This is a genomic window from Sporosarcina pasteurii (assembly GCF_041295575.1).
GTDB classification, from domain to species: domain Bacteria; phylum Bacillota; class Bacilli; order Bacillales_A; family Planococcaceae; genus Sporosarcina; species Sporosarcina pasteurii.
In genome coordinates this window covers 2,595,945-2,608,681 of record NZ_CP160452.1, presented here as the reverse complement: position 1 = coordinate 2,608,681, position 12,737 = coordinate 2,595,945, and the positions used below count along the sequence as shown (strand labels likewise).

At 40.3% G+C, this 12,737-nt stretch carries 12 protein-coding genes and 1 riboswitch; of the genes, 11 read left to right on the top strand and 1 reads right to left on the bottom strand.

The features are described from left to right. The first annotated feature begins 29 nt into the window (after positions 1–29). Entirely contained in the window at positions 30–920 is an 891-nt protein-coding gene (locus AB1H92_RS12505; protein WP_115364153.1) for a 5'-3' exonuclease H3TH domain-containing protein, read from the top strand. A gap of 19 nt (positions 921–939) precedes the next feature. Here AB1H92_RS12505 and AB1H92_RS12500 read toward each other — a convergent pair whose 3' ends face one another. Further along, positions 940–1,467 (bottom strand): C39 family peptidase, encoded by a 528-nt coding sequence (locus AB1H92_RS12500; RefSeq protein ID WP_115362759.1) that lies wholly within the window; start codon positions 1,465–1,467, stop codon positions 940–942. A 231-nt stretch (positions 1,468–1,698) separates the two neighbouring features. Here AB1H92_RS12500 and AB1H92_RS12495 point away from each other — a divergent pair, with 231 nt between their 5' ends. The 10 genes from AB1H92_RS12495 (at position 1,699) to AB1H92_RS12450 (ending at position 12,486) form a co-directional block, all read left to right on the top strand. Beyond that, entirely contained in the window at positions 1,699–4,083 is a 2,385-nt protein-coding gene (locus AB1H92_RS12495) for a 3-hydroxyacyl-CoA dehydrogenase/enoyl-CoA hydratase family protein (protein ID WP_115362757.1), read from the top strand. A gap of 158 nt (positions 4,084–4,241) precedes the next feature. Next, complete coding sequence (locus AB1H92_RS12490; RefSeq protein WP_115362755.1) at positions 4,242–5,417, top strand: acetyl-CoA C-acetyltransferase; 1,176 nt, start codon at positions 4,242–4,244, stop codon at positions 5,415–5,417. A 332-nt stretch (positions 5,418–5,749) separates the two neighbouring features. Then, on the top strand, positions 5,750–7,540 hold the full coding sequence (locus tag AB1H92_RS12485) for an acyl-CoA dehydrogenase family protein (RefSeq protein ID WP_115362753.1): 1,791 nt from the start codon (positions 5,750–5,752) through the stop codon (positions 7,538–7,540). A gap of 194 nt (positions 7,541–7,734) precedes the next feature. Further along, positions 7,735–8,091, top strand: a complete 357-nt coding sequence (locus tag AB1H92_RS12480) for an arsenate reductase family protein (RefSeq protein WP_115362751.1) — start codon at positions 7,735–7,737, stop codon at positions 8,089–8,091. A 304-nt stretch (positions 8,092–8,395) separates the two neighbouring features. After that, positions 8,396–8,776: a glycine cleavage system protein GcvH gene (gcvH, locus tag AB1H92_RS12475; protein ID WP_115362749.1), complete on the top strand. Its 381-nt coding sequence runs from the start codon at positions 8,396–8,398 to the stop codon at positions 8,774–8,776. 164 nt (positions 8,777–8,940) lie between these two features. Further along, entirely contained in the window at positions 8,941–9,279 is a 339-nt protein-coding gene (locus tag AB1H92_RS12470; protein WP_115362747.1) for a toprim domain-containing protein, read from the top strand. Positions 9,280–9,292: 13 nt separating this feature from the next. Next, positions 9,293–9,592 carry a thioredoxin family protein gene (locus tag AB1H92_RS12465; RefSeq protein WP_115362745.1) on the top strand — a complete coding sequence of 100 codons (300 nt, stop codon included), beginning with the start codon at positions 9,293–9,295 and terminating at the stop codon, positions 9,590–9,592. Between the two features lie 53 nt (positions 9,593–9,645). After that, a riboswitch (SAM riboswitch) is annotated at positions 9,646–9,750 on the top strand. A 153-nt stretch (positions 9,751–9,903) separates the two neighbouring features. After that, entirely contained in the window at positions 9,904–10,929 is a 1,026-nt protein-coding gene (locus AB1H92_RS12460) for a methionine ABC transporter ATP-binding protein (protein ID WP_115362743.1), read from the top strand. Further along, positions 10,922–11,590, top strand: a complete 669-nt coding sequence (locus AB1H92_RS12455; protein ID WP_115362741.1) for a methionine ABC transporter permease — start codon at positions 10,922–10,924, stop codon at positions 11,588–11,590. The genes AB1H92_RS12460 and AB1H92_RS12455 overlap by 8 nt, the downstream gene beginning before the upstream one ends. 65 nt (positions 11,591–11,655) lie before the next feature. Beyond that, positions 11,656–12,486 carry a MetQ/NlpA family ABC transporter substrate-binding protein gene (locus AB1H92_RS12450; RefSeq protein WP_115362739.1) on the top strand — a complete coding sequence of 277 codons (831 nt, stop codon included), beginning with the start codon at positions 11,656–11,658 and terminating at the stop codon, positions 12,484–12,486. The last annotated feature ends 251 nt before the right edge of the window (positions 12,487–12,737 follow it).

Below are 12,737 nucleotides of genomic sequence, written 5' to 3'. Positions count from 1 at the left end.
GCTAGCAAATGGAGGAAATATATAAATTGATGACAGAAGAAAAACCACATATTCTTATTATAGATGGCATGGCGCTTTTATTTCGTTCCTTTTTTGCAACTTCTGCAATGGGACACTTTTTTCCGAATGCGGCAGGTGTGCCGACGAATGGGGTTCAAGGATTTGCACGTCATACGATGACTGCGGCGTCGGTTTTTAAACCGACCCATATGGCAGTTTGCTGGGATATGGGGGCGCACACATTCCGTAATGATCTGTATGACGGCTACAAAGCGAATCGTCCTGCGCCACCTGAGGAACTTGTGCCACAGTTTGATATGGCGCGTGACGCATCGGCATTAATTGGCTGGAAAAATTACGGTGAAAAAGGGATGGAAGCTGATGATTTAATCGGTTCAATGATCGCACATTGGGACGGGAAAGCCGAAATTACAGTTGTCAGCGGAGATAGAGATTTACTGCAATTGCTTCGTCCAGGCGTCAATATCGCTTTGATAAAAAAAGGATATAGCGAATATGATATTTACACGGAAGACCGATTTGTAGAAGAATACGGCATTACACCTTTACAGTATATCGATAAAAAAGCATTCACTGGGGACACAGCTGATGGTTATCCAGGGGTGAAAGGCATCGGTCCGAAAACCGCGCTTACGCTTATTAAACAATATGGCTCTGTGGATGGTGTCGTTGCTGCGATAGATGAATTAACCCCAGCACGTCGAAAAAGAATTGAAGATGGTATGGACATGCTCATGCTTTCAAGAAAACTTGCGGAAATACATTGCGATTTGGAAGTCGAGGCATCACTCGAGGAAATGCCCATTCCAAATTACGATGACAATGTGAAGCAAACGCTTGAACAACTAGGTTATTCACTTGTCATGAGACATGCGAATTCACTTTATGTGACGAATTAAAAAAACGCCAACAAGACAGTTACCAGTCGTCTTGTTGGCGTTTTTTTCTATCTATTTTAACAAAAGTCAAAATGTCCCGATTTGGAGCGTATGGCACTTTTCGGATTTGGCAAGGGCGATTTTTACCGCCATTATCATGAATAAATAGCATCAACCCGCTTTCACTTTCCTCATAACCAACGATAGGAACCCAATGATAATCAAAGGAATAACGACCGCGCCACTTCCACCTAAACCATTTATCAAACTTCGCTGCGACAGGATATCCTTTGTCGATTTGTTTTTTCACTTCTTCAATTGAACAAGTTGCTACGACCCAATCATCACCTAACAGTTTAGAAAGATTGCGAACGAAACGCCACGTAAATAAGCCAATTGCTGTTCCCCCTAGCCGTTTATATAATTGATTAATATCTTGAAAACGGTTCGGGAAATAATAATCAAGGATGGCATAGGCTGTAACAGGGCCACATGCAGATGCGCGGTAACGTTTATGAATATCGGGGTCGAATTGTGATATTTTCTTTAATGGTAGAATATTTCTCATAAAAAGGCTCCTTGAAAAAGTGTTTTGTTCATTATATGCTAGCACTTTTCACGCCAAACAAACATATAAAACAATATGAATGATGATTCATTAATTATAAGTTTTTTAAATAAAAATATTGCGAAAACAAGAATAATAGATTACAATAATATTCATAGAGGTTGTTTCTATATTTTTTTTGACTAATAATGAATGAGTATTCATTCAAAGGGGTAAAGGGAGGCAGGACACGTGGCTTATCAAATAAAAAAGGCAGCAGTTTTAGGTTCAGGTGTAATGGGGTCTGGTATTGCAGCACATCTTGCAAATATCGGGATTCCAGTACTTTTACTAGACATCGTCCCTGGGGAATTAACAGCTGATGAAGAAAAGCAGGGACTTACTTTAGAGGATCGTCAAGTACGGAATCGATTTGCAACAGGTGCTTTACAAAAATTAATGAAACAAAAACCTGCACCATTAACGACGAAAAAGAATATGTCGCTTATCGAGGCAGGAAATTTAGAAGATGATGTAGACAAATTAAAAGATGTTGATTGGATTATTGAAGTAGTTGTTGAAAACTTAGACGTGAAGAAGAGCCTATATGAAAAAATTGATGCAGTACGCTCTTCCGGAACGATTGTCACTTCAAATACATCCGGCATTAGCATTGAGGCGATGATGGAAGGGCGTTCGGAAGATATTCAAAAGCATTTCTTAGGGACGCACTTTTTTAACCCACCACGTTATTTGAAGTTATTAGAAGTGATTCCAGCAAGTACGACAGCGCCAGAAGTTGTCGATTTCATGGTTCGCTTTGGGGAAGATACATTAGGAAAAGGTGTCGTCATCGCGAAAGATACACCAAACTTTATTGCCAATCGCATTGGCACATACGGTTTGTTAGTAACTTTGCGTGAAATGGAGAAACGCGGTTATTCAATTGGGGAAGTTGACTCCGTGACAGGCACGTTAATTGGAAGACCAAAATCAGCGACATTTAGAACGCTGGATGTTGTTGGATTAGATACATTCGTTCATGTCGCAAAAAATGTTTATGACCACACTGATGGTGAAGAGCAACAAGTATTTGATACACCTGAATTCATGAAGAAAATGGTGGAAAACGGATGGCTCGGTGCAAAAACAAAACAAGGTTTTTACGTGAAAAAAGGCAAGGAAATTTTAGAACTGGATCGTGCAACATTTGAATACGTTCCAACGAAAAAGTTGAAAACGCCTTCAATTGAAATGGCAAAACAGCAAAAAGGTCTTGGCAATCGAGTAAAAACACTTATTTATTCAGAAGATCGTACAGGGGAAATTTTATGGAGTATCTTTGCACCAACACTTCTTTATTCGGCAGAATTAAACGGAGAAATTGCTGATGACATTGTCGCGATTGACAATGCAATGAAATGGGGATTCGGCTGGCAACAAGGACCATTTGAAACATGGGATGCCATCGGTGTGAAAACATCTGTAGAAAAGATGAAAGCTGAAGGATTTGAAATTCCAAGCTTCGTTCAAAGTTTATTAGAGAAAGGTTATGAAACTTTCTATAAGGAAGAAGATGGCGAACGATTCTTCTTTAATGGAGAAACGTATGAGCCGGTACCTGTTAATGAAAAAGTGATTGATTTAAAACAATATAAAAAGAAGCATGGCGTCATTAAGAAAAATTCAGGTGCGAGCTTAATTGACTTAGGCGACGGGGTTGCGCTTCTTGAATTTCATTCACAATCGAATGCGATTGGCTTAGACATTATTCAAATGATTAACTTTGCGATTGAAGAAGTAGAGAAAAATTATAAAGGACTCGTCATTGGAAACCAGGGGAAAAACTTCTGCGTGGGTGCCAATCTCGGTTTAATTTTAATGGAAGCACAAGATGACAATATTTTTGAATTAGACTTTGTTATTCGTTCATTCCAACAAGCGATGATGAATATTAAATATGCGAAAAAACCAGTTGTTGCGGCACCATTTGCAATGACACTTGGCGGAGGAGCCGAGGTTTGTTTACCAGCTGCGCATATCCAAGCAACAACAGAAACGTATATGGGACTTGTTGAAGTCGGCGTCGGGTTAATTCCAGGCGGGGGTGGAAATGTCAACTTATATACGAAGCATTTGAAAGGATTACCGAATGGCGTGGATGTTGATTACCAAAACATCGCCAATAAAGTATTTGAAACAATTGCGATGGCGAAAGTTTCAACTTCTGGCGATGAAGCACGCGAAAATAACTTCTTAGATTTTGCGGATGGCATTAGTGTAAACGGCGACCATCAAATTTATGATGCCAAACAAGTAGCGCTTGCGTTATATGAGAACGGATACAAAGCACCGAAGCGCGAAAAAGTTCCAGTAACGGGCGAGTCTGGTTATGCAACGTTATTGCTTGGTGCGGAAGCGATGCATTTATCAGGTTATATAAGCGATCACGATTTAAAAATTGCGAAAAAGCTTGCGTATGTGATTGCAGGCGGAAAAGTTCCGTACGGCACGTTCGTTGATGAACAATACTTATTGGATTTAGAACGTGAAGCATTCCTAAGCTTGGTGGCAGATCCAATGTCACAGCAACGTATGCAGCACATGCTCATAAAAGGAAAGCCGCTTCGTAATTAATTAAGTAAAGCTAAAGGTGTTGTTTATCCGCGACAAGTATGAGGCGAATTGGTGGAGTAGCGCACTTTGCGATATAGACAGTTTGTTTATGACTTGAGCAGCGGATGACGCCTTGGAGTTGGATTTTATAGGGAAGTTTGAATAGGGAGGATATGAATATGCGTGAAGCAGTGATTGTAGCCGGGGCGAGAACACCGGTTGGGAGAGCGAAAAGAGGTTCACTTGCAACCGTGCGTCCAGATGATTTAGGAGCACTAGCAGTAAAAGAAACATTAAGACGCGCAGACGGTTATGACGGTGCAATTGATGATCTAATTATCGGTTGTGCGATGCCAGAAGCGGAACAAGGGATGAATATGGCAAGAAATATCGGGGCACTTGCCGGATTACCAGATACAACGCCGGCGATTACAATTAACCGATTTTGTTCGTCTGGGCTTCAGTCCATCGCTTACGGGGCTGAAAGGATCATGCTTGGCCATTCAAAAGCGATGCTAGCAGGCGGAGCAGAATCGATGAGTATGGTGCCAATGATGGGGAATACCGTACGTCCAAACGTGCGCTTAGCTGAAACTGCACCAGAATATTATATGGGGATGGGGCATACGGCGGAACAAGTTGCCAAGAAGTACGATGTTAGCCGTTCCGACCAAGATGCATTTGCAGTACGGTCGCATGAAAGGGCAGCGGCAGCAATCGAAGCTGGAAAATTTGTTGATGAAATTGTACCGGTTGACGTTGTACAAAGAAGCGTCGACGACAATGGAAAGCTTCATGAAAAAGAGTTCACTTTTGAAATGGATGAAGGCGTTCGTCATGGTACGACAGAAGAGGTACTTGGCAAATTACGACCAGCTTTTTCAGTGACTGGTTCCGTCACAGCCGGAAACGCATCCCAAACTTCTGACGGTGCAGGCGCAGTACTCATTATGGATCGTGAAGTTGCTGAAGCAGAAGGACTCACACCCATTGCAAAGTTCCGTTCATTTGCTGTAGGAGGCGTCCCACCAGAAGTGATGGGAATTGGCCCAATTGAAGCCGTTCCAAAAGCATTGAAAATAGCCGGATTAACAATTGACGACATCGACCTGTGGGAATTAAACGAAGCATTCGCTTCACAATCCTTACAAGTTATTCGCCATCTGGGGCTAGATATGGATAAAGTGAACGTCAACGGTGGTGCCATCGCACTCGGTCATCCACTTGGCGCAACAGGAACTATTTTAACCATTCGTCTTATGAATGAACTAAAACGTCAACAGAAGCAATTCGGTGTTGTCACGATGTGTATCGGTGGCGGTATGGGTGCCGCGGGCGTATTTGAGATGTTATAAGAAAAGCTGAAAGCATCGTTTAGGCGCGACAGGCATAAGTCGAGCTGACGACGTGGCGCATTTTGCCACAAAGTCAGATTGCTTATGACCCGAGCGACTGATGCTTGAAGCTGGATCAAGAAAAGCTGAAAGCATCGTTTAGGCGCGACAGGCATAAGTCGAGCTGACGACGTGGTGCATTTTGCCACATAGTCAGATTGCTTATGACCCGAGCGACTGATGCTTGAAGCTGGATCAAGAAAAGATGATTTGTTTGTAAATTAGATGAGAATATTGATTTTCAATTTAGGAAAAGGGAAAGTTCATGTTCATAAAAAAGGGAGGAACATAAAATGACGAAACAGGTAGAGGCAAATGAGTTTGTTAAAGGCGGCGCGTTCTTAATCGAGGACATTGAGCCGGCACGTGTATTCACACCAGAAGATTTTACGGATGAGCAAAAAATGATTGCGCAAACAACGGCTGAATATGTTGAAAAAGAAGTGAAGCCTGTCATTGAAAACTTGGAAAACCATGAGTTTGAGCATTCTGTTAAGCTATTGAAAAAAGCAGGGGAACTCGGTTTACTAGCAGCAGATATTCCAGAAGAATACGATGGACTTGGATTAGACAAAATTTCATCAGCATTGATTGCTGAAAAAATGTCTGTAGCTGGTGGGTTTTCAATTACACATGGTGCCCATGTTGGAATCGGATCACTACCAATCGTTCTCTTTGGAAATGAAGAGCAAAAGAAGAAGTACTTGCCGGCTTCCGCAACAGCTGAAAAAATATTTGCCTATGCGTTAACGGAACCAGGCTCGGGATCAGACGCACTTGGCGCTAGTGCAAATGCGAAACTAAATGAGGCAGGTACACATTACGTATTAAATGGTGAAAAGCAATGGATTACAAACGCTGGATTTGCTGACGTGTTCATCGTTTATGCTAAAATTGATGGAGATAAATTCTCTACGTTCATCGTAGAAAAAGATTTCCCAGGCGTTTCTGTAGGTCCTGAAGAAAAGAAAATGGGGATTAAATCATCTTCAACACGTACATTGATTTTACAAGATGCGGAAGTACCAGTTGAAAACCTATTAGGAGAAATTGGTCGTGGGCACGTGATTGCCTTTAATATTTTAAATATTGGCCGTTATAAACTAGGCGTTGGTACGGTAGGAGGTTCTAAACGTGCGTTAGAATTAGCAATCACTTATGCAAATGATAGGAAGCAATTTAACACACCGATTTCTTCATTTAACTTAACAAAAGAGAAAATCGCAACGATGGCATCTAAATTGTATGCTGCTGAAAGTTTAATTTACCGTACAGTAGGTAATTTTGAAGAGCGTGAAAGTGCGATGTCAGAAGAAGAGTTAAAAGATGGAAAGGCAGTTGCAGCATCGATTGCAGAGTACGCAATTGAATGCTCTATTAACAAAGTGTTTGGCTCTGAAGTGCTAGATTATATCGCAGATGAAGCAGTTCAATTGCATGGCGGATACGGATTTATGTCTGAATATGAAGTTGAGCGAATTTACCGAGATTCCCGTATTAATCGTATTTTTGAAGGAACGAATGAAATTAACCGTATGCTAGTGCCTGGAACATTTATGCGAAAAGCGATGAAGGGTGAATTGCCGCTTCTGCAAAAAGCGCAAAGCTTACAAGAAGAGCTACTTATGATGATGCCAGAAGAAGTTGGCGATGAAGCTTTAGCACAAGAAAATGTACTTGTGAAAAACGCAAAGAAAATCGGTCTGCTTGCGGCGGGACTTGCGGCACAGCGCTTTGGTACAAAACTAGAAGCGGAGCAAGAAGTACTTGTAAACATTGCGGATATCGCACAAAACATCTTTGCGATGGAATCTGTACTGTTGCGTACGGAAAAAGCAATTGCACGAAATGGCGAAGAGAAAGAGAAGCAAAAAATCTTATATACTGAAATCTTCTGTCAAGAAGCATTCGAAGCTATTGAAAAAGATGCGAAAGAAACACTTCTATCGGCGGTAGAAGGAGATAACCAGCGTATGATGTTGTCCGCATTACGTAAATTAACTCGTTCTACGCCGTACAATATTATCGCGAAAAAACGTGAAGCTGCTGAAAAGCTGATTGACGAAGCGAAATATACCGTTTAAATAAAAAACGAAACCGCCATTCAGCCGCGACAGGCATACGTCGAACTGACGGAGTGGTGCACTCTGCCGCATAGTCAGTTTGCTTATAACCCGAGTGTCTGGCGATAAAAGTTGGATCAAAAACCCTTCAGATGACTATTAAAGCATCTGAAGGTTTTTTTTGATATGATGGGGGCACTGGAGGGAATTTAATTATGGACATTACATATTACGGATATCCTAAATGCAGCACATGCCGAAAAGCGAAGAAATGGCTAACAGACAAAGGCATCGACTTTGTCGAGGTGAATCTTGTAGAAGCACCTCCAACGGTAGAAACATTACAAGAAATGATTGAAACTTCGGGACTCGACATTAAAAAGTTTTTCAATGTCAGTGGGAAAGTTTATCGTGAACAAAACTTGAAAGATAAGCTACCAACACTGTCGGACGAAGAAAAAGTAGCGCTACTCGCTTCAAATGGTATGCTGATTAAAAGACCAATTGTATTTGGCGATGGGAAAGTGACAGTTGGTTTTAAAGATGAAACGTTTGACGAGGTTTGGGGCTAATTGTTCCGAATTTCAAGTCGGAAAGTTATCTAATAAGTTAGTAGACTTATCAGGTAATCTTGTATTTTAGGGTAAACTATGGCATTATTGAAGTGACTGAATTAATTTTATAATGATTGATTATGATGCAAAAACGAATGTTGTGGTAGATTCGTATCGGAAGGTTCGGTTATATGGATTTATTTCCGTTAATTGTAGTGGAAGGGGTCTTCCCAGGATGGAAATCAAAGCAGTCCGGATTTTCCTAGAGTATGTTCGATTATGAAATTAATTCAATTAACTATGAATATTTGGAGGCTATGACATGAACACACCGAAAGAATTGAAGTATTCTGAAGAGCATGAATGGGTGAAAGACGAAGACGGTAAATACCGTATTGGTATTACACATTTTGCGCAATCGGAACTTGGCGATATTGTTTTCGTTGAACTTCCGGAAGTAGGCGATGACATTACTGCGAACGAGCCATTTGGTAGCGTTGAGTCTGTAAAAACAGTTTCAGAACTATATGCACCAATTAGTGGTAAAGTTGTAGAAGTGAACGAAGAGCTAGAAGATAGCCCTGAATTTGTAAACGAATCTCCATATGAACAAGCATGGATGATTGTCGTTGAACCATCAGATGTTTCAGAACTAGATTCACTCATGTCAGCTGAAGAATACGATAAAATGACAATTGAGTAATCAATGAAAACCGAACGTCGGGAGAGTTATTCCCTGACGTTTTTTTCTTGCAATCATTCATGCATGAAATTTTGTGCATAAATGAGTATGATAAAGTTCATGGATGGAAAACTATACAGCAGTATTGCGTTTGAATAAATGGTAAACGAGGATGGAGGGATTGTGTGGACCGACAAAAAGTGATAGTCGTAGAAGGAAAAGCAGATCGCTTTCGGTTAAAACGGATCCTTGCTGAACCTGTTCAAATCATTTGTACATTTGGTACGATTAGTGAATATCATCTTGATGAATTGATGGAACCTTACGAGGCGAGTGAACTTTTTGTTTTTGTAGATGCGGATGATACAGGAGATAAAATTCGCACTTTATTCAAAAAAAACTACCCTTGGGCGATTCATTTATATACTGATGAATTTTATAAAGAAGTTGAAACGACCCCGTACGATATCTTGGCTGAACAATTGGATGGCTATTTTAATATTCACCGAGAATTTTTACTGTAAGAGGATGATGGTTATGGAAACGTGGACACGTGAACAATGGGAAACTGTGATGCATGATTCAAGTAAAGCTTTGTTCTATTTATATACGCCTATTTGTGGGACGTGTATGGTTGCGTCTAAAATGATGGAAGTAATTCATGCGATGAGGAAAAGTATACCAATGGGAAAGGCAGACTTGAATTATATTGAAGACTTAGCAGTAGACTATCAAATAGAAAGTGTGCCTTGTTTACTCATCGCAGAAGATGGTGTCATAAAAGAGAAAATCTATGCTTTTCAATCTGTTCCACATTTACTTGAAAAGATTGGTTGACAAAATTCAACTAAATGTGATAAGTTATTAGTTATTATAAAAGAATAGTAAAACTCTTATTAAGAGCGGCGGAGGGAAGTGCCCTATGAAGCCCGGCAACCATCACATTTGTGAAATGGTGCCAATTCACACAAAGCGGTTGCTTTGGAAGATGAGAGATTGGACAAACGATTTTTTTTAAAAAACGTAAAGCCTTTCTACTCACTTGGTGGAAAGGCTTTTTAATTTATCGGAAAGTAAACATACTATATGAGAGATAGTATCTACCAAAGCGTTCAAGCAATTGGATTTTAAATGAAGGTGGAAAAAAGATGATACATTTACAAGATGTTGTAAAACAATATGGGACAGGCCCAAATCAGATTGCGGCCGTAGATGGCGTCACGCTTTCGGTTAGGGAAGGCGAAATATTTGGCATCATCGGTTATAGTGGTGCAGGAAAAAGTACGTTAATCCGCCTATTAAATGGGCTTGAAATGCCAACTATTGGATCGGTTAAGGTTGGCGGATTAGAAGTTTCTTCAATTAAAGGTAAACAATTAAGATTGGCGCGTCAAAAAGTGAGTATGATTTTCCAACATTTCAACTTACTATGGTCAAGAACCGTGAAAGATAATATTGCTTTCCCACTTGAAATCTCAGGTGTTGCGAAAGCAGAACGTGAAAGGAAAGTAGCGGAATTGATCGAGTTAGTCGGTTTGAGCGGACGTGAAAATGCTTATCCGTCTCAATTATCGGGAGGTCAAAAACAACGAGTGGGCATCGCACGTGCACTTGCAAATGATCCGGAAGTATTGCTTTGCGATGAAGCAACATCAGCGCTAGATCCTGAAACGACTGACGCGATCCTCGACTTATTAACAGATATAAACGAACGTTTAGGTTTAACGATTGTCCTGATTACGCACGAAATGCATGTCATTCGTAAAATATGTCATCGTGTTGCCGTCATGGAAGCTGGAAAAGTCGTGGAAATTGGTGATGTGCTGGAAGTATTCCAAACACCGAAAGAGCCGATTACGAAACGATTCGTCGCACAATTAACAGAGTCTGCTGATGCAAAAGAGGCAATTGAGCATCTTAAAGAAGAGTTCCCGACAGGAAAGCTTGTCAAGCTTGCTTTTGTCGGCGAGCGCACAGAACAACCAATTCTTGCAAGTCTAATCCGTAAATTCAACATTGACGTCAATATTGTCCAAGGGAATATTTCCCATACACAAGCAGGGGCATATGGAACGCTCATTTTACAGCTTGTTGGTGACGATGAATTGATTGAAAAGGCAATTGGCTATCTTCATGAACAAGATGTACAGACGGAGGTGATTGGTCATGATTGAAAGCCTTCTACCAAATGTCGATTGGGATAAAATGTGGGAAGCAACTATAGAGACGCTTTACATGACCGTCATGTCAACGCTGTTTACATTTATTATCGGATTAGCGCTAGGCATCTTATTGTTTTTATCAGCCCCTGGACAATTATGGGCAAATAAATTCATTCATACGATTACCGGAGCCGTTGTAAATATATTCCGTTCCATTCCATTTATTATTTTAATTATATTACTAATTCCGCTTACAAAGTTACTTGTCGGGACAATGCGTGGACCTGAAGCAGCTTTACCGGCGTTGATTATTGGTGCGGCACCGTTTTATGGCCGTATGGTTTTAATTGCACTACAGGAAATTGACAAAGGTGTGATTGAAGCTGCAAAGTCAATGGGTGCAAAAACATCTACAATTATTTTCAAGGTGTTAATTCCTGAATCGATACCGGCCCTCATCTCAGGGATTACGGTTACAGCGATTGCGCTCGTGGGATATACGGCGATGGCTGGTGTTATTGGTGCAGGAGGGCTTGGTACATTGGCTTTCTTAGACGGTTTCCAACGTAGTCGAGAAGACGTCGTATGGGTCGCAACGATTCTAATATTAATTGTTGTATTTATTATCCAATTCATTGGAGATTTGTCTGTTAGAAAACTAGATAAAAGATAATTATTTGGGAACAATAGGCTTAGCTTATTTACCATATAAACATACGGAAAAGGGGAGTTCATACAATGAAAAAGTTTTTATCTGCGATTTTATTGGCGGCACTTGTGCTAACATTGGTTGCTTGCGGTACGAAAGACGATAAAACTACTGGTAGCGGCGATAAAGAAACAGAATTGGTTGTTGGTGCTTCAAACACACCTCACGCAATTATTCTGGAGCAGGCACAACCGTTATTGAAAGAAAAAGGCATTAATCTTGTGATTGAGGAATATACTGAATATGTGTTACCTAACAAAGATTTAGATTCCGGTGATTTAGATGCAAACTATTTCCAACACATCCCTTTCTTAGAATCTAATATTGCTGATCATGGTTACGATTTTGTCAATGCTGGCGGAATTCATATTGAGCCAATTGGTGTTTATTCGAAGAAGTATGACTCACTTGAAGCGTTGCCTGAAGGTGCAACAATTTTAATTAGTAACTCTGTTGCAGATCATGGTCGTGTACTTGCGATGCTTGAAGCACAAGGTCTGATTAAGCTTAAAGAAGGCATTGATAAAACGAAAGCAGAAGTTAAAGATATTGTCGAAAATCCGAAAAACATTCAATTCGATGCGAACTATGAAGCTGCATTGTTACCGCAACTTTATAACAATGACGAAGGGGATGCTGTTCTGATTAACTCAAACTTCGCGATTGATGCAGGATTAAACCCACTTGAAGATTCTATTGCGATTGAAGAATCCGACTCGCCGTACGTGAATATCATTGCAGTACGTGCTGGTGATGAAGACAAAGAAGAAATTAAAGCATTAGTTGAAGTATTAAAATCAGATGAAATTCAAGACTTTATTCTTGAGGAATGGGAAGGCATTGTTGTCCCTGTAAAATAAACTTAAAAACTAAAGCATCACTTCTTAATGAGGTGATGCTTTAGTTTTTTAATCAATTGAGGGGGTGTGAGAAAAGGACTAGAAGCGATTTTCGTGAAAAGTTCATTGGCGAGCTGAATAACATCTGGAATTCTGTTTAGCTTTTTTTGTATCCTTCGTGAAAAAGAACTATTCAGATGTTTGGTGAATTTATTTTCAGTGAAAAATGTTTATACGCGAACGATGAAAGTGATTTTTTGTCTAAAATTCGT

Coding starts and splice junctions, on each gene's coding strand:
- AB1H92_RS12505 (WP_115364153.1), top strand. CDS start 30: ATGACAGAAGAAAAACCACATATTCTTATTATAGATGGCATGGCGCTT.
- AB1H92_RS12500 (WP_115362759.1), bottom strand. CDS start 1,467: ATGAGAAATATTCTACCATTAAAGAAAATATCACAATTCGACCCCGAT.
- AB1H92_RS12490 (WP_115362755.1), top strand. CDS start 4,242: ATGCGTGAAGCAGTGATTGTAGCCGGGGCGAGAACACCGGTTGGGAGA.
- AB1H92_RS12485 (WP_115362753.1), top strand. CDS start 5,750: ATGACGAAACAGGTAGAGGCAAATGAGTTTGTTAAAGGCGGCGCGTTC.
- AB1H92_RS12480 (WP_115362751.1), top strand. CDS start 7,735: ATGGACATTACATATTACGGATATCCTAAATGCAGCACATGCCGAAAA.
- gcvH (WP_115362749.1), top strand. CDS start 8,396: ATGAACACACCGAAAGAATTGAAGTATTCTGAAGAGCATGAATGGGTG.
- AB1H92_RS12465 (WP_115362745.1), top strand. CDS start 9,293: ATGGAAACGTGGACACGTGAACAATGGGAAACTGTGATGCATGATTCA.
- AB1H92_RS12460 (WP_115362743.1), top strand. CDS start 9,904: ATGATACATTTACAAGATGTTGTAAAACAATATGGGACAGGCCCAAAT.
- AB1H92_RS12455 (WP_115362741.1), top strand. CDS start 10,922: ATGATTGAAAGCCTTCTACCAAATGTCGATTGGGATAAAATGTGGGAA.
- AB1H92_RS12450 (WP_115362739.1), top strand. CDS start 11,656: ATGAAAAAGTTTTTATCTGCGATTTTATTGGCGGCACTTGTGCTAACA.